Here is a 16442-nt window from a genome sequence, read left to right as displayed (position 1 = left end):
GATGACGGCGTTGCTTCTCGCTGGCTGCGTCGGTGACGAACTGAGGCGCACCTCCAGCCTCACCGCAGCGGAAGTGAACAGCTACAATTCCGATCTGATCCGCTTCAACAGCGTCCATCAGCGCATTCTCGCCGAGATGGACAGTACGGCCGCCGAGAATGCCGTCATCGTCCGGGCCGCCGAGGCGCTGGTCGACGCGCGCGTCTCCGAGCTGAACGCGGGAGGCTCCAGCGAAGCGGTTCGGCTGTTCGAGGCGGCCACGCCGCCCGTCCCACCCAGGGAGACGGATCTCGCTCCGATCGTCCCGCCCGTCTGGAACTCAGGCGCCCAGGAGAACCTGATCAAGGCGCTGAACAAGGTTTCATCGAAGCGCTCGACCGGCCGGGGCGCAGAGCTGCTGCTGGGCTTCGCGTTCGACGTCGCGAAGGGAATGAAGAAGGACGCCGAGAAGGCCGCAATTAGCAGCAACCCCAATGGAAAGTAGGTCGACAATGGATAGAGACAGATGGCTAACGGCTGGCCTCGGTGCCTTGGCCGGCTTCGCCGCGGGAGTTCTGATCGCACGCATCGTCGCCCGACGTAGAGAGCCCGGCCCGCAGATGACGGGAGGTGCGCCGAGGAGCGTGGACGCAGGCACCCGCACGATAGGTCCGGTCACTCCGGTATCGGACCTGTGCCGACAGGAGGACGCCGTGAGGAGCGGTATCGTCAAGCTCACCTCGAGCCTCGGCCAGGCGGGTGTGGATCAAATAGCGCTGACCGGTCAGATCGCCGGCCTGACGGCGGAGCTTACAAAGCTCGAGTCGCGGCGGCGCTTGGCCGAAGCGGATGCGGCGGCGATCCCGTTTCCGGGCAAGCCGATGATCGACCAGCTGCGCCAAGCGGTTGGTGAGCTGGAGACGGCGGTTGCTCGTGCGACCGCCGTAAATGATCTGATAAGCAAGATAACGGCCGCCATCGAAGCCTGGAAGGCATGACGCACACGGATGTGCCATCGGCGCGGCAATGCCTAGGGGCGGCATTTAGCAGGCTGAGATGGTGGCTCGGCGCACTTGCCGCCGTTTCGACCTCCGCATCGCTGCCCGCCGCCCCCGTATTCAGCGCGGACCAGACGATGGTGGCCCTGCCCGCCGGCGAGCGGGGCGGCAGATTCACCCTCGCGGTGAGCGGGACCGGACTGTTGCCAGAGGGTCGGCGTGAGTTGATCGCGGAGGACCTCGGCCCCAGCGCTACGACAATCGTTTACGCGACGAAGCTGATCGCCTCCGGGACCGACTACGCGCTGTGGCGGATCGACGGCACGCTGAGAAGCCTGCCCCGCGACACGGTCCAGATTCGCCGGCTGGTGCTCAAGCTCGCGGATGCATCCGTCTCGATCCCGATGACGTTCAAGAACACGCCAGCGGGTGATTTCGCCTGGGCCGTCAGTGGCCTCTCGGCGCTCCAAAAGCGGCTTTGGACCAGCGAGGACACGATCAGCTTCTCCGTCCAAGTCGGGCCAGTGCCCGCACGCAACGTCCGCCTCGTGCAGCCCGACTTCGTGGCAACCAACGGCTCCGTGCTTCAACCTGGCTTCAAACTTTGCAAGCACGACGCCCCGGCCTGCGATGGCAAGCCCCTCGTCCTGGACGCCAACCACTCACATGCACTCGAATTGAGGCCCGCGGCCGTGAGTGCGGCCGCCGGGCAGTATGCAGGCGAGCTGCGCCTGGTGGCAGACGAGAAGCCCTTCGGAGAAATGCTTCCGCTCGCCCTCGTCGTAAGCAGCGACATGTGGCGCATCGTCGGCGTCGGCCTGCTTATCCTAGGGACCATCCTGGCCTTCTTGATCAACCCGCTGCTGCGCGGGAAGATTGCGAGGGCGCAGGCGCTACGTCCGGCCGCGGTGCTGCGCCAGCAGGCTGCGACGCTGAATAGCGAAATGCAGGATCTCGAAGCTCGTGCAGAAGCGACTCTTCCCCGGGCCAAGAAGCTGATCGATTGGGTAGTCGATCAAATGAACGAGAACGCGCTTGATCACCAGGGCTTCATCCCTCCGCGCGTGCCGCTCTACTACTCATCATCGGCGCCCGCCGCCGCCGCGAACACCTACCAGAACCTCCTGACCGAGTCCGCCAAAAGGTTGAACGGTGTCGCCTACGTGCTGAACGAAGGCGTGCGGGAAGTGCTGGCCTGTCCCGGCGCCAGCCCCAAGGATCCGCTATTCCAGACGGCAATCACCGAGCTCGATGGGCTGCTTCACATCGACGTCGAACCGAACACGGTGCTGTTCGCCGACACCCGTGCGATAGTCGAAGCATTCGTCTCCAAACCGTCGAAGAACAGGAGCGTGGTGAATGGGCGAGGAGGTGGACGCAGGGATCTTAGTGTCCGCCAGCTTGACTTCGAGCTGAACGAGCTCAACCTGACTGGGTGGATGGCGTTCTCGCTGATCAGCATCATGGTCGGCTATGTCGTCCTCGTTGCGCTAAACCCCGCGTTCGGTTCCTGGCAGGATCTTGTGCTCTGCGCTCTCTGGGGCTTCGGCCTGCCGACGGCGGGGCAGCAGCTAAATGTACTCACTCCCGGATCTGTAGTGACGAACCTCGGCGTTAATCTACTGCGCTGACGCCGGTCGTAGGTACGGCCAAAGGGCGGTGGCTCCCGCCCGGCCGTTCGAGTAAGACGGCGATGGGACCGCCGATGGGTTCGCTGCTCCCCCGAAGGGATATTACGTGCCGGCGATGCGGACATGAACGATTTCCACGATCTCTCCCCTCTCGACTTCGAGGAGCTCGTCCGCGACCTGTTGCAGGCCCACTGGTCGCGCAGGCTGGAGAGCTTCGGGCCGGGAAAGGATCAGGGCGTGGACGTCAGGTATCTGGCAGGACCCGAACGGATCGTCGTCCAGGCAAAGCACTACGTCCGCAGCGGACCGACGGCGCTGGTGCGGGCGATGGGTCATGAGTGCGCGAAGGCTGCCGCGCTTCAGCCAAGCCGCTACCTGCTCGCGACGTCCGTCTCGATGACGCCTTCGTTGAAGGCGCAGATCGTTGCCGCGATGCCGGGCGTGCCGCTCGCCGAGATCGACATTCTCGGCCGGGAGGACCTTAATAACCTGCTGGGCCTACATCCCGAGGTGGAGCAGCGCCACTTCAAGCTGTGGTTGGCAAGTTCAGCGGTGCTTGAGCGCATCGTCAGAAGCGGCGTCTACAACAGGACGGCGATCGAGCTCGACAACATTCGAGAGATGATACCCCGCTTCGTCCAAAACCGGAGCGTGGCCGACGCCGAGGCGCTGCTCGCGGAGACCGGCGCGATGTTCATCGCCGGCGCGCCGGGGGTGGGCAAGACGACGCTCGCCCAAATGCTGCTGTGGCGGCACGCCGAGCAGGGCTGGCGGATCTTCGTTGTTGACGACGTCGAGGAGGCTATAGCGGTTGCCAGCGAGGGCGAGCGGCGCCTCATCCTGTTCGACGACTTCCTCGGGCAGGTCCGGCTGTCGTCGGATCACGTCCGCGGCTTGGACGCCAGGCTGCCGCCGCTTTTAGACAGGGTGGCAGGGCAGAAGGACCTGCGTTTCATCTTAACCACGCGCGACTACATCCTAGCGGCGAAGGCGGAAATCAAGGCGGTGCCGCTTTACGCCGAGTTAGCTGCCCAGCACATGGCAGAGGCAGAGCTAAATCAAAAGTCGTACAGCACGACCGAAATGTATGTCCGTCGGCATATTGTGCCGAAGTGGGGGATGGTTCGCCTTACCGACATTACTTCCCGCGACGTTGCACAATGGTTGGCCGCTAAACGGGCGGAAGGGCTGGCTCCTGCAACGGTTGAGAAGATTCGCGTCATCATGGGACGGTCGTTCGAACTTGGCGCGCGTTGGGGGATACCGGGGGCCGAAAAGAACCCGACCCGCGGGGTACCTCGGAAACCGCTGAATAACGCCCGTGAGCGCTTCCTATCGGCAGAGGAGGCCGGTCAGCTGCGGGACAGCGGCGTCGGCGTCGAAAAACCCCCAGCTGCGGCATATTGTCGATCTGCTGTTGTTGACGGGTGCCCGCGTTCGCGAGCTGCTCGATGCCCGGTGGGAACACGTCAACGTCGAACGGAAGGCTTGGCTGATACCGACATCGAAGACGGGCAAGCCTCGACACGTTCCCCTGTCGTCGGCGGCGCTGGCCGTAATCGCTGAACTGCCCCGATTCAACGGTTGTCCTTGGTTGGTCCCTAACCCAAATACGCTGAAGCCGTTCGTGTCGATCAAGCATGGATGGCAGGGAGCACGAGAGGCTGCGGGCTTGCCTGATGTCCGTATCCATGACCTGCGGCATTCAGCGGCGTCTTTCATGGTCAACAGCGGCGTCGACTTGTTCGCGGTGGGCAAGGTACTGGGCCACGCAAGTTACCAAAGCACGCAGCGATATAGCCACCTCGCGAATGACACGTTGCTCGCCGCCGTTGAAGCCGGGGCAGCGAAACAAGCTCAGCCCGCCTGATCAACTCTCCCCCAACCTGTGCACTGGCTCCGGCTGGTGGGCGGGTTGGGGACCCCCCTCTTTCATCAATTTTTTTGCGCCACCGAGCGCATTCCACATCAAGGAGTACATAATGACGCAGACTAAAGCGATCGGATCGGCGAAGGACATTGTTATCAAGCGCCATCCGCCCCGGTCCTCCCATGACCCCGGCAAGGCGTTGTTTGACGGGCTCCGTAAGCTCATGGCCGACGTCGGACCCAACAAGCACGACCAAGCCATCACTATTATTATGGCGTGCATCGGGCAGGGGATCGACACTTTGCCGCGGTTACGGGGGGTGATGAACAGCCTCGGTTTCGACCCTCAGCACGTTGGAATTGTGCTGAGCGGCGGCACCGGCACAAACCCGGCGTTGCACCGGTGGCGGCGAGACGAGAAGGGCGTCTATAGTCTGCTCTAAGTTCGCGTCTACCGGACCGGCAGCAGCTCAGATAGATGAATAGTTTTGCAGTAGCTGGTGCTATTCTACGCTTCTCATGGCGAAAAACTCAACTTTAGGAAGGTGGGATTTTGAAACCGCTGATTTTAGGTATGGGTCCATCGCCAGAGACCGCACTCCGAAACTTCGCTTGGCACCCCCTCGCTCCCTCCACACGTAATCTCTCTATGATTGTTTTTGGAAGCTGGACCGCGCTACCGGAGTTAGAGGCGAGTTTTGAACTAACCAACCTCAATGATCGATACCACGCAGTTCAAGACGCCACAGGCGGCTGGAAAGATGCAATCTGTCCGGAGATGGCAGCCGCTACGGTTCGAAGGTTGAAGGCGCAGGGGCGCCTAATCGAGGGCCGAACGGTTATCTGTCTGGGCGACGACGTCGACTCCTTCTTCAGAAGATCGGTGCGCGACAATGCCGGGCTGCACATCGTAAAGGCTTATCATCCTTCCAATCTTACTGCAAAAGGTCGAAAGACCACACATGGCTGGCAAAGTGATACAAGGCGCAAGATTCGAGCTGCTGCTAAGCTGCCGTTCAAGGCCTTTGTAGAAGACGTCAAACGGGTCGAGCTCGGCTGGCGAGATTACGGAGAGGACCAGTGGCGGAGATATGCTAATCGATATAGCCTGACATTTTCGGACAGCGAGTGGTTCGCGCTCTGGACGGTTTTGGGTCAGCAGGATGCGAGCGAGAGGTTATCTCGCGCTGAGCAAGCAGCGGGTATATCCGATTCGCCGCCTTGGTCCGAGCATGCCGAGATGGTTCAAGAACTGGATGCCATTCAGGAAGAGCAGGCACGCTCCGGCGATACCGGTTGGTATGATGATGGCAGGTCATAATGCGCCTAGTGTGACATGATACTGAAAGGCAAAAGGCTTCACTTTCCACCTTGGGCTTACTGAGCAGCTTCCACCGGGTGGTCCGAATTATTTGTCACGATAAATCTCAAACAGCGTTATGGCGATTAACTTCCGCAGCAATAGCAACTTGACGTGCTGCGACGCATGAGACCGAGTGTAAAATTCATCGGCTCATGTGGAGAGTTGCTGCTCGCTTCTGACCTGCGGCGGTCAGCGCAAACTCGTCTGATGCAGCCGTCCACTGTAAGTACCCGAGTGAGGCCAGCCGCGACACAAGGCCAAGGTCGAGATCGGTCGGCCGCTGCGGATCGAATGCGCCGTCAGCGTTCACGCGGTCAGCGATGCTCAACAGTCCCGACGCGTCCCGTTCCGACTCCGCCCGCGCTCGCTGCACCGGCGAGACGATCCGGTCGGCATAGTCCTGTCGTTTGCGCGTCGATTGATACCAGTCGTGCGCACTCGAGTGTGGGCCGTTCGGCGCTCGGTCCGCGGCGCAACTAGCGTCTGACCCGGTTTCTTCTTCTTCGGCGGGTTCGTGGAACAATGTTCCGCAGCGCAGACAGTACCACTGTCGCACGTAGGATTTGTCCGCACGAGCGCGCTCGTCCGTCGTAAGGTGCCACAGCGTCAAGGCGGCTCCAAGTGATAGCAACGGTGCAAGCACGATAAGCCGTAGAATGCTCATACTGGTACTCACACCGAATATGATCGTGCCCATCAACACCAACCCCGCGGCCGCACCTACAAGCAAGGCCCACCCTTCGAGCGGCGGCGTGTTGCGCTGAGCTGAACCGGTAGAGCGTGTGCTACGCCCGCGGCGGCTCCAAGCCCCAACGTTCCCGCGAGAGTTGGCCCAGTATCCGCCGCCTCGATGGTCAGTGTGCGACGTGCCCTGCTCGTAAACCGCTGCAGACTTTTTCACGCTTGCCGAACCGCACGAGGGACAATGCATCCCAACTCCAATTATTTGCTGTGAGGAAAAACTGTCTAAAATTCTTGGCATGGACAGTTGGGTAGCCAAGAAATTTCTGGTTTCACGTGGAAATTGCAAGCCAAAGGAGTTGGATGGTTGGATTTTGAACGGATTGGAATGCACTGCATGGTTGCGCCCGCGCGCGACTTTCCAATGCCGCTTATCTGGGCGATTTACCACGTCGGTTCCGGTCACATTGTCACATTTCTAATTGGCACCGCGAGCGATGCCTTCAAGATAGCGACGGAGGTTTCGTGCCTCGGCGATTGGAGCTTTGACGGCCTGACTGGATGGCAGAACCTTGCGCCCCAAATCTGGAATGACTTGCAAGAGATGATAGCGCGAAATCCGGGTATTATGCCGAACGTAAAGCGCCACCCGAATGAGGAAGGCGCACACAAAGTTCTCCAAGAACGCGAGGCTCGAGTGGTACGGCACAGGCGTTAATGGGCGGTACGCTGATTGACGTGACCCCCGCCTTTCATCCAGCGGCAACCGAGAGACCGGCCATTGTTGTCGCTCATGAGCGGGTGAAGCAACGACTTGGTTTAAACCTCTCCGTTGCTTTTCGATAAGTGAGCATGGCTTGCGACGCATCGCCAATCAATCAAGATTGACTACTTTATTGCGGGCCCCGACACCCGCCGTGCTCGCCATCGCATATCGTGTCTGCCACAAGTTGCAGCAGAATGATATTTGGAGATCATCATGACGAAGTTTCTTGCCGGAAGCGAGCTCAGCGCTGAGATAAGAAGCATTCTTCGGGAACCAAATTCGCGTTCCGCCGTCGCTTTTTGGGGACACGGCAGCGAAAGCTGGCTTACCGGGTCCGGGGCACGGGTCGTGGCCAACCTTCGGATGGGTGGTACGAACCCTCACGCGTTCAAGAGGGTGCAAGGGGATAAACGGCAATGTGATACGCTCCACGCAAAGGTTTACATCGGCTCCGAACGAGCAGTCGCTTGTTCCGCTAACGCCTCCGCCAATGGCTTGTCACTCGAAGGGAGCGAGCAGTCGGGATGGCTGGAGGCCGGTGTCCTCATTAAGCCCACAGCAGACTTAATCGAATGGTTCGAAGGCCTGTGGGCAGATGAAGCGCGATCGATCGTCGCAGCTGACTGGGCAAGAGCAGAGGAGCTCTGGCGTCTGCGTGCGAGAGCGAAGCCGCCATTGCTAAGTTTTGCTGACTTCGATCCTACAATGGACAATCTGCCTGTGGTTACATGGGTAAATACCGGCCAGACTTGGACCGCCCATGTCTCTGCAGTGGAAGATCAGATCGGTGTCACTGGCCTCGACGCAGAACGTCGGGTTGACGAAGGCCTATGGATCAGAAACGAGGCCGACGGTTCTTTCCTGTGCGGCCGTTGGGTTTTGTTTTGGACGAAGACAGCGAAAGGCCAGCTGTCAAAGCGCGGTTCGCCCTGGTTCACTAGAATGAGTAATAAAGTCGTCGCAGGGGGGTTTAGCTGGGACTCTGACGGAGAGCCGCAAGATGTGCTCCTGTCCGAAGAAAACCCTACACCTGCGCCGTTCGACGCTACAGAACGCCGATTTGTAAAGGCTTTCTCTTCAACCGTAAGCGAATCTCGGTTCAGAAGCCTGCTCGACAATGACAACCCATCAGAGCCGTGGTACCAGCCACGTTTGGATATTATGAGGAATTTTTGGGTAGAAGTTCACAAGCGCTATAGTCAAGATGATGCCTGATGCTGACTGACGGTCAGAATTCATTGATCAACGCTATAAGATGTCAGCGACCGACAGAGCGATGGCGAAGGAGAAGACTGCGGGCATTGGTCTTGGGATCTCCGCGGACTTGTAGAGGCCTTAAAAGTCCCGGGTGAGGCGTTCACGCAGCTGTCCCGGTTTGTACCGCTCGTCCAGCAACTCAGTGACGGGTTTGTTAATCATTTTGCAAGTCATGGCTTAAGCTCTCAGGTGCTGGAACCGCTGACGATCTCATGGCGGTTCAGAAGACGGTCCGGCTAGACCGCGGCGTCGCAGCTGAGCTAATCTGATACTTAGCTCAAACAGGAAATCGTATTTTGGATGCTAAGCCCCTCTCTATCGGTAAAATTCTCAGCGAGAGGCAACGCTTCGTCGTCCCGATTTACCAGCGGACATACGCTTGGACAAAGCGGGAGCTGGAGCCCTTCTTCGAGCAGGTTCGCGGCAAGTCTGATGAATTGCTCTCATCCGGGAGGGTGGCGTTCTCTCACTACATGGGCGCCCTTCTCCTGATTCCCGACGCCGATCCCGTCTTCGGGCGCATACAGGCCTTTAACGTTGTTGACGGGCAACAACGCCTTACTACGTTTCACCTGTGTTTTGCGGCCCTGCGCGACGTGGCGAACCACTATGACGAGACTGCCACGTCGGCTCAGCTTACCGACCTTATCTTACACAGCGACAACATCCCGATGCGCGACCCCGGGACGGAACGTTTCAAGTTGGAGCCAACCGCATACGACCGACCGCTGTTCCGCGACTTAATTGAATTAGACAGGCCATCATTACGGACCAAATATCCGAACGCTTTCTACAAAAACGGTAGGCTACATCCGTCAGCACCAGAGGCAATGGCGGCCTACTGGTTCTTTTGGGACTCGGCAGATGCGTATGTGACCCAAGATCAAAGCGGCGACCAAACCGAGCCGCCGAACCCCACCTCCATTGGACGGCGGCTGCTCGCCCTGTCAACGGTACTGTTCGAACACTTTCGGTTAATCGTTATCACTCTGTCGGCAGATGACGATGCGCAAGTCATCTTCGAGACGCTGAACAGCGGGGGCAAGCCACTGGCGGCCATGGACCTTGTCCGCAACGACGTGTTCCACCGGGCGGCGAAGCGTGGCGAGGATCAGGAGAAACTGCTCACTGGCTTCTGGTCCGTATTTGAGAAGCCATTTTGGAAGCAGGACGTCGTGCAAGGGCGGATTCGCAAGCCAAGGATTGACTTCTTCCTAGGCCATGCGCTCGCGGCCGAGCAGGGCAAGCCGATATCGCTCGGCGAGTTGTTCGCGGAGTATAAGTCCTTTGTCACTACGTCGATGTTCAACGACACAGCGGGTGAGCTGGCCGTCCTCACGAAATACGCGCCAATCTATGCGGCTCTGATCGAACCCAGTGGCGACGCCGCGCTTGCACGCTTGGCCCGGCGCTTGGCCGCGTTTGACGTATCGACTGCTTACCCGCTGGTGCTAACGGTTGCGGCCTCGGACGCCTGCAGCGAGGATAAGGATCGGCTCTACGATCTGATTGCGAGTTACGTCGTCCGCCGTGCCCTTTGCTATTTGCCGACCGCCAACTATAACAATACCTTCGTAGACGTCGCGGCTACCTTTAAGAGGACAGGCGTCAGCGAAGCGGCTTTCTCCAATTATTTCGGGACCAAAACGGGTGACACCGTCCGATTTCCTTCTGACGGGGAGCTAGAAGCGGCAATCCGCACTAGACCGCAGTACGGCTGGCTCGCCCAGCCTCGCCTCCGACTAATATTGGAGGAACTCGAGTTTGCGGCTCGAGACAAATTTAATGTGAATGGAAGCCTTCAGGACGGGCTTTCGATTGAGCACGTTATGCCGCAGAGCTGGGTGGCGAACTGGCCGCTGCGTAGCGGAGTAAGGGTGCCCATCGACGAAACGGTGATCGTCGACGAGGCAGTTCGTGCTGAAGCGCAGGAGCGGAACGCACTGATAAATATCCTTCCGAATCTGACACTCCTGACCCCTGCTGCGAACTCGTCGGCAAGTAACAGCGCCTTCGAAGCAAAGCGCGTTCGGCTTAACGAATCCCTGCTGAAGACCAATGTCACTATCGCCGCTGAGGCCGCATGGGACGAGGATGCAATGGCAAGGCGTGCCGACATCATCGTGCGATTAGCGCCCCGCCTATGGCCCGCGCCGGCATCGCCTACCGAGCATATATGATGGAATGGCCTATTAACTGCCGCCTGGTCGGCAGAGGTGACGCACCGTTTACAGCACGAAGGCATCGACCATGACTAGATCGACTGTTGGCGAGATTCGTCTAGACGGCGAGTGGCGGCCTGTTGACGTCGATGAGGTACTGGCGATGGCTCCGCGGCAGCAGTTGCGCTGCATCGAATGCCGTGGTGCGGTCCGTGCCCATCGCGAGGGCACCACGGGACAAAGAGCGCACTTCGAACATCGAGTGGCACATCGCGGCTGCTCTCGTGGCAGCACATTCAGCGGGACAGGGAGCGCTCACCCGGCGGCGCTTTCGTGACGTCCTCACAGGTTTAACGCAGGTCGAATTCTTAATTTCCTCAGACTAACGCGCGTTGCCTATCAGTATTGGTTAACTGACAATTTATAATTAATTTAAGGAGTGTATTATAGTATCAAATACTACGGCCTATGAACTCTGTTTTATTTCGAGGTGCTTCATGAACCGTCTGCTATTAGCTGCGCCAGCGGTGACAGCTATTTGTATGTCGGCGCCTGCTTTTGCAGAAGATTATATTATTCAGCCTCTCCAGATTGGCCAAGAAATTGCCCGGTTCAATCATGGTAACGCCATGATTGAGAACACTCAGGGTCAAGGTACAATACAAGTTCGACCGTTCATTACAGAACATGGTAACGTCGCATTCGGGCTAGCCGCGTTCAACGCTAGCATTATGCCTGCGAACTTTGGAATATCTAATGTCCTTGTATCATCAAATGGACAGTTGATCTCTATCATGTCGGTCAAGCAATTGATTGGCAAAGAGAAAAATCGATCCATGTGGAAGAAGCTTGGTATCGCCGTGGGGACCGCGCTTGGAGCGAGCGCAGCGGCAAATCAACGCGATACCTACTATGGTAGTATTTCGACACAAGCGGGCCGATATGGAGTAAGCTCAAGCTATTCGTTAAGTGCTCCTAGTATCTATGGGCAGCGTCAGGCAGAAAATATATCGCAGCAGGGCTATGATGCAATCGCGGCGGTCCAATCACGTCTCGATCAAACTCAAATGGATATAGGCGAGGCAAGCCTAGAGCTGACGACCATTGATCCGGGCGCGAGCGGCGGGGGGCGGATTGTTTTGTCAAAATTCAAACCGTCGTCGTATCCACAAAGAGTTGATATGAGTATTGACTGGAATGGGGAAACCTATCTGTTCGCGTTTCAAATAGCTCGTGAAGGAACTGTGCAGCCTCATTTTGTAGCTTTTGCAATGCCTAACAGGCAATCACCATCCATGACTGCGGTACGGTCCCAGCCGGCTGTGGCTTATCAACAACAACGGATCATGGGTCCGTCACGGCTCAATTTCGCCGGTGAACCCTTGCAGCCACAGCCAACCGCAGCGGAAGTTTCATCTCCTGCGCGGATAATACCTCGCCAAGGCCATTCAGTACCCGGCACGTACGCAGACCGACTTGCAAAGGCTCAACCGATCCGTGGTAAAAACGTTAAGCAAGGTTGGACAATCAGCGACTAATTATCTGAGGGGCTGCCGTTCCGTGGACACGAGATGAGGAATATTTCGGATCGGAACAACTAGAGCTTAGCCGGAAATCGAGCCTGAGAGGGCGATGGTGGTGCGGGAACGCGGATTGTCCCCCGATGGACTTTGAGCGACAAGCATGGGCAGCTTAACCTCGCGTCCACGGAACCGACAGCAGCTCATCTAGAAAGATAGTAGCTATGACCGCCTCCATGTTCCTGCCGGGCGTACCTGACGAAAAGGTGCAGGCTGCTTTGGCGAATGCCGGCGGGAATGAGATTGGCAGCGGAAAGTTCGATAGCTTAGAAAGTAGTGCGGCCTTGGCCGTCAATGCGTTCGGCTGGTTCCTCGAGCGGGCGTCGCTGCTGCCGCCGTTCCCCCCACTTGCTGATCTCGACTGGCCTGCAAGGCAAGTGAGCGTTGAACGGCAGATGCGCTTTCCTTGGGCCGGTGGTCGTCATCCATGGCTAGACGCTGCCGTCGAAACCGATGGCCACCTGATCGGCGTCGAGTCCAAGCGATTTGAGCCGTTCCGTGATACAAAGACAGTCAATCTCTCGGAAGCATATGATCGCGATGTATGGGGCGACCAAATGGCGCCTTTTGCGAACATGCGTGATCAACTACGCACGAGCGCCGTTCAGTATGCTCATCTGGATGCTGCGCAGCTTGTAAAACACGCCTTCGGTCTGGTCACGGAAGGTCGCCGGATAGGTAAAGCCCCCGTGCTACTGTACCTTTATGCGGAGCCGGCGAGGCGTGGTCACTTACACATCTCGGCGGACTCATTGAAACGCCACCGCCAAGAAATTGCAGAATTTGCCGCAATGGTTGCCGGTGCAGAGGTCCGCTTTGCCGCCTGCTCTTATCGGGAATGGTTCACCGTATGGGGCGATCAAACGGTTCGCCACGCCGATGCGCTGATCGAGCGATACAACCCCTGACCGAAATCGGAACGACCGTCGGAACGACGTCGGAGGATCGGATAGCCCTGAGGTAGGTCCGTCACGGCACTGGGCAATTCCGTGACGTGGCACTACCAAAGCTTTTTTGATCAGGTGCATGCATGAACGGTTATGTTGAATTCCAGAGCCTCGATGGCGATCCAATAGTTGTGAACGCAGATCGAGTGAATTTTGTACGTCGGTTTAAAGGCGGAAATGACGCCAGCGCTATTAACTTCGAGAAAGGAAATTACGTCGTTGTTCAGGGAAATATCACCGTAGTGACAAAGGCACTCGCTAAAGGATAGCTCGCCGTTCGGTCGATATCATTCGGTAGCACACTAGCATCGGTTCGAGTAAGTGCTTGTGCAATAACTAACTTTTCCCTAATTTACGGTCTGCCTCATTACAAGATGCTGATGGCTTGCGGCAGGCCACTCAGCTTCGTTTGGAAGCTTTGAAACACCGCAGCTGCTGTGTCCGGTGACTCATTGCTACTTCGAGCCGCAGCAAAAAAGCCTAAGGCTTCGGCAAGCCTTCGGGAAGCGTTGGTTGGTTCGGCGTGATTTCACCACTGCCCGAATCGAAGGGGGGCGGTTCAATGTCCGCTTTTAAATCCAGCGGACGATGATCCTCTTCGGTGTCAGGAGATAATGGCATGGGGGTGAAGGCATTGGCCAATTCGTCGCGGTCTGATTGATCTGACGGCATGCTGCGGATGCCCGAGGTTCCGCCACCTCGCACCACCGCGACGGCGGCATCTGCACCGGCCTTCCCCTGCGCTACGTCGTCAGCTTTATGCCATGTCGTCGCGCCCAGCATAGCCAGGATAGCCAAGCCCGTACCGGCTGCGACGACATGGCCTCTGCTCACTTACAATGGGCCTGCGTGTAAACGGTGTAGTGCTGCCCTTGATAGGTGATGCCGCCGCCGGAAATGATGCACCGGTTCCGACCGTCGGTACGGATCGGCCCCGCCTGATATCTAAAGTTCTGGCGCTCGAAGCCCGCAGGCGATGTGGGGGTTTGGCCGTTGCTGCTGCGATACAAGGCAACGCCGGTGTCCAGTGATACGCCCCAAGTCGGTCCGCTATGGAACGTCGAGGCGCAGTTGTTGCCATTCGCCGGATTGTAATAGAGCTGCAGTTCACCAACGACGGTGTTGCCGGCCATGATGCGCTTGTAGCCGACGAGGTTACCCCCGCACTGGCCACCACCATCGGCAGCATTTGATGGTTGAACGAAGAAGGAACCCGTCGCCGCAAGAACGACAGCTGCCAGTGTGAGACGTTTGATCATCCACTCTCTCCTTGCCGGTGTTTAACTCCGTGCAACGATCAGGCTATCATTTGTGTTGCCCGTAGTAAACGGCTGGCGGATCTGACATTCTCAAAGCCTGGTCAGTCATTTATCCGAAGACGGAACCAGCGCGCCTGAGGTCGGTTACAAATCTCGGCAGGTTGCCAAAGGATGTTGATCATGTCCAATTCGGAATTCTTAGGCTCGCTAAACCTTGTTACGCTCATCATTGTTTTTCTTGTTGTTGCCGTAGCGTTTGCATTTTTCATGCGTCATCGCGCCAACCGACATCCGATGGAGGGTCGGAAGGAGCGTAATGTGGCTAAGGATCTCGATGAAGGCCGCCCTGGGCCGGACCATTCGCCCCGAAAATAGAAGGAAGATCCCGACCTGTTTCCAAGCTCGAAGCCCCTGCATAGGTAATGCCAAAATCGAACCCGATGTCGTTTGACTGCCACGATATGCGATCGTCGCGTCAAGACGGTCATTGTCAGGCCGTGGCCATCGACTACGCTAAGTTAGCGTTAGGATATGCCTTATCGATCATAACGACCGCAGTTTGAAGATATAATACTTCCCACGCTGTTCGGACTTCAGGGGTGAAGGCGATGCCTAATAATTCTTCAAATATATTGATTAAAACTGTCCCGACCATTTCATAGTGATAGGGTTGTACGCCATATTTGGCATGCCTTACGGCTAAGTCTGCTAACGTCGGGCCTAACCGATCCAAAGTAGAAACATTAACGATCAGCGCGTCGATCGTTTTGGCGAAAACTGCAATTTGATGAGTAATGTCGTCGGGGAAGAGTGCTCGAGCGAAAGGGTGCTGAATAAACAGCCGATGGTAAAAAAGTTCTGAGTAGCGGCGAGGGCATTCCAGGACGAGAGCATAGCTCTGGGTTATGAGGCGAGCCTGATCTGTTGTCAGTGACACTTTAGCTTCCCCAAAACAGTTGCACCTTTGCCTCTACCAGCTGGCAAGACGTGATCGTGATATGAAATGTTCTGGCTTTAATGCGTCAGATACAAATGATTCGACATATTGGTATCAAACCCCTCCGGTATTCCATTTAAATTACTAGAATGATCTACCTGCTATAAATGACGTAGAAACGTTGATCGCACAGGCGAAAATTATTTAGAGGCATGTAGCATCAGCCACGCACTGGAATATGACGGGGTTCTTGCGGAGTTGCTAACTCTTGCAGGTCGTAAAAGGTATTTGAAGCCGGATGAATCAAACTGTTTTCAGCCATTCGATAGCCTCGACACGACTTTTAAAGACACGCATGTTCTCTCGGTTTTCTGAAATGCGGAGTGCCTGTCGGCGAGCCAGCACCCCCTCGGTGTACATGGCAACCCGGCGATGAATCATCGCGGGGTGTTCGGCCAAGGCCTTCATGGCGGCAACAACCTCCTGAGTCTGGATCGTCGCATCGGTGAAGTCGTAGAGCGTGGCCGGTTGCTGATCGCCAGGCGGAAAGGACGCGATTGCTGCCCGCAGCTCGTCGGTAAAAATACGAAACTCTTCCATCGAGCAAAGCCCCGTAAGCTGTACCTCAATGATGCGCTCTTGGTTATGGTTGATGAGTTTGTGCAATTCTGCCTCCGCTAGCGGTAAGCCAATAGGTCGCTCAGGTTGACAAAAAATGAGCGTATTTTCTCAACAATTGTGTGACTGCTCAAGCGTCGGTCTTGCATACATTAAGGTAATCGGGCCAGTCATCGTGATTACACCTGACGAGTGCAAAGCGAAAAGTCGTGAGATTTGGCGGCGATTAAATTTCTGAAAAATATGGGAAATCCTGGCTTTGCTTGGACGGACAGAGCAGCTGCGAGCCCTGATCAGTCTCCGGGGACTGCGCTTTTCACTATGAGACTGAAAGCATAGTTGCGGTGATTGATGCATTTTGAATGTTGGAGACAGAAAGTTAATCTGCGATAAGG

15 protein-coding genes and 1 pseudogene are annotated in these 16442 nt (G+C 57.1%); 11 read left to right on the top strand and 5 right to left on the bottom strand.

The features are described 5' to 3' along the window. Position 1: 1 nt before the first annotated feature. The 7 genes and pseudogenes from ASG67_RS16175 to ASG67_RS16145 all read left to right on the top strand — a co-directional run bounded on the left by ASG67_RS16175 (position 2) and on the right by ASG67_RS16145 (position 5798). On the top strand, positions 2–484 hold the full coding sequence (locus ASG67_RS16175) for a hypothetical protein (protein ID WP_156460875.1): 483 nt from the start codon (positions 2–4) through the stop codon (positions 482–484). 208 nt (positions 485–692) lie between these two features. Next, the gene (locus tag ASG67_RS19050) at positions 693–977 is read left to right on the top strand and encodes a hypothetical protein (protein WP_156460874.1); all 285 of its coding nucleotides are present in this window, start codon (positions 693–695) and stop codon (positions 975–977) included. Between the two features lie 137 nt (positions 978–1114). After that, positions 1115–2608, top strand: coding sequence for a hypothetical protein (locus tag ASG67_RS16165; RefSeq protein WP_156460873.1), 1494 nt, complete (start codon positions 1115–1117; stop codon positions 2606–2608). A 123-nt stretch (positions 2609–2731) separates the two neighbouring features. Next, positions 2732–3610: pseudogene (locus tag ASG67_RS19900) on the top strand (restriction endonuclease); the annotation flags it as partial. A 319-nt stretch (positions 3611–3929) separates the two neighbouring features. Next, positions 3930–4478, top strand: a complete 549-nt coding sequence (locus ASG67_RS19630) for a site-specific integrase (protein WP_235535261.1) — start codon at positions 3930–3932, stop codon at positions 4476–4478. A 112-nt stretch (positions 4479–4590) separates the two neighbouring features. Then, the gene (locus ASG67_RS16150; RefSeq protein ID WP_056532228.1) at positions 4591–4920 is read left to right on the top strand and encodes a hypothetical protein; all 330 of its coding nucleotides are present in this window, start codon (positions 4591–4593) and stop codon (positions 4918–4920) included. A 110-nt stretch (positions 4921–5030) separates the two neighbouring features. Beyond that, a complete protein-coding gene (locus tag ASG67_RS16145; protein ID WP_156460872.1) occupies positions 5031–5798 on the top strand; it encodes a hypothetical protein in 768 nt (255 codons plus the stop codon). 184 nt (positions 5799–5982) lie between these two features. On the opposite strand, the gene ASG67_RS16140 is transcribed toward ASG67_RS16145, so the two are convergent. Next, positions 5983–6450: a hypothetical protein gene (locus tag ASG67_RS16140; RefSeq protein ID WP_235535260.1), complete on the bottom strand. Its 468-nt coding sequence runs from the start codon at positions 6448–6450 to the stop codon at positions 5983–5985. Positions 6451–7500: 1050 nt separating this feature from the next. Between ASG67_RS16140 and ASG67_RS19045 the strand changes: the two genes are divergently transcribed. The 4 genes from ASG67_RS19045 (at position 7501) to ASG67_RS16125 (ending at position 13194) form a co-directional block, all read left to right on the top strand. After that, positions 7501–8502, top strand: coding sequence for a phospholipase D family protein (locus tag ASG67_RS19045; protein WP_156460870.1), 1002 nt, complete (start codon positions 7501–7503; stop codon positions 8500–8502). A gap of 338 nt (positions 8503–8840) precedes the next feature. Next, on the top strand, positions 8841–10724 hold the full coding sequence (locus ASG67_RS16130) for a DUF262 domain-containing protein (RefSeq protein ID WP_056532221.1): 1884 nt from the start codon (positions 8841–8843) through the stop codon (positions 10722–10724). 479 nt (positions 10725–11203) lie between these two features. Continuing rightward, positions 11204–12244, top strand: a complete 1041-nt coding sequence (locus ASG67_RS19040; protein WP_156460869.1) for a hypothetical protein — start codon at positions 11204–11206, stop codon at positions 12242–12244. A gap of 206 nt (positions 12245–12450) precedes the next feature. Next, entirely contained in the window at positions 12451–13194 is a 744-nt protein-coding gene (locus ASG67_RS16125) for a PGN_0703 family putative restriction endonuclease (RefSeq protein ID WP_056532219.1), read from the top strand. 519 nt (positions 13195–13713) lie between these two features. Here ASG67_RS16125 and ASG67_RS16120 read toward each other — a convergent pair. The 4 genes from ASG67_RS16120 to ASG67_RS16110 all read right to left on the bottom strand — a co-directional run bounded on the left by ASG67_RS16120 (position 13714) and on the right by ASG67_RS16110 (position 16095). Beyond that, positions 13714–14016, bottom strand: a complete 303-nt coding sequence (locus ASG67_RS16120) for a hypothetical protein (RefSeq protein ID WP_056532217.1) — start codon at positions 14014–14016, stop codon at positions 13714–13716. A 47-nt stretch (positions 14017–14063) separates the two neighbouring features. Then, entirely contained in the window at positions 14064–14492 is a 429-nt protein-coding gene (locus ASG67_RS16115; protein ID WP_056532216.1) for a hypothetical protein, read from the bottom strand. A 508-nt stretch (positions 14493–15000) separates the two neighbouring features. Beyond that, positions 15001–15429: a globin domain-containing protein gene (locus tag ASG67_RS18550; RefSeq protein WP_082543589.1), complete on the bottom strand. Its 429-nt coding sequence runs from the start codon at positions 15427–15429 to the stop codon at positions 15001–15003. A gap of 303 nt (positions 15430–15732) precedes the next feature. Beyond that, the gene (locus ASG67_RS16110; RefSeq protein ID WP_056532213.1) at positions 15733–16095 is read right to left on the bottom strand and encodes an STAS/SEC14 domain-containing protein; all 363 of its coding nucleotides are present in this window, start codon (positions 16093–16095) and stop codon (positions 15733–15735) included. Between the last annotated feature and the right edge of the window lie 347 nt (positions 16096–16442).

The sequence above is a fragment of the Sphingomonas sp. Leaf339 genome (assembly GCF_001426195.1).
GTDB lineage: Bacteria > Pseudomonadota > Alphaproteobacteria > Sphingomonadales > Sphingomonadaceae > Sphingomonas.
This window is presented reverse-complemented; position numbering and strand designations above follow the sequence as displayed.

What these genes read in the sequence shown, in the direction of transcription:
- ASG67_RS16175 (WP_156460875.1), top strand. Translation starts at nt 2, where the DNA reads ATGACGGCGTTGCTTCTCGCTGGCTGCGTCGGTGACGAACTGAGGCGC.
- ASG67_RS16165 (WP_156460873.1), top strand. Translation starts at nt 1,115, where the DNA reads ATGGTGGCCCTGCCCGCCGGCGAGCGGGGCGGCAGATTCACCCTCGCG.
- ASG67_RS16150 (WP_056532228.1), top strand. Translation starts at nt 4,591, where the DNA reads ATGACGCAGACTAAAGCGATCGGATCGGCGAAGGACATTGTTATCAAG.
- ASG67_RS19045 (WP_156460870.1), top strand. Translation starts at nt 7,501, where the DNA reads ATGACGAAGTTTCTTGCCGGAAGCGAGCTCAGCGCTGAGATAAGAAGC.
- ASG67_RS19040 (WP_156460869.1), top strand. Translation starts at nt 11,204, where the DNA reads ATGAACCGTCTGCTATTAGCTGCGCCAGCGGTGACAGCTATTTGTATG.
- ASG67_RS16125 (WP_056532219.1), top strand. Translation starts at nt 12,451, where the DNA reads ATGACCGCCTCCATGTTCCTGCCGGGCGTACCTGACGAAAAGGTGCAG.
- ASG67_RS16120 (WP_056532217.1), bottom strand. Translation starts at nt 14,016, where the DNA reads ATGCTGGGCGCGACGACATGGCATAAAGCTGACGACGTAGCGCAGGGG.
- ASG67_RS16115 (WP_056532216.1), bottom strand. Translation starts at nt 14,492, where the DNA reads ATGATCAAACGTCTCACACTGGCAGCTGTCGTTCTTGCGGCGACGGGT.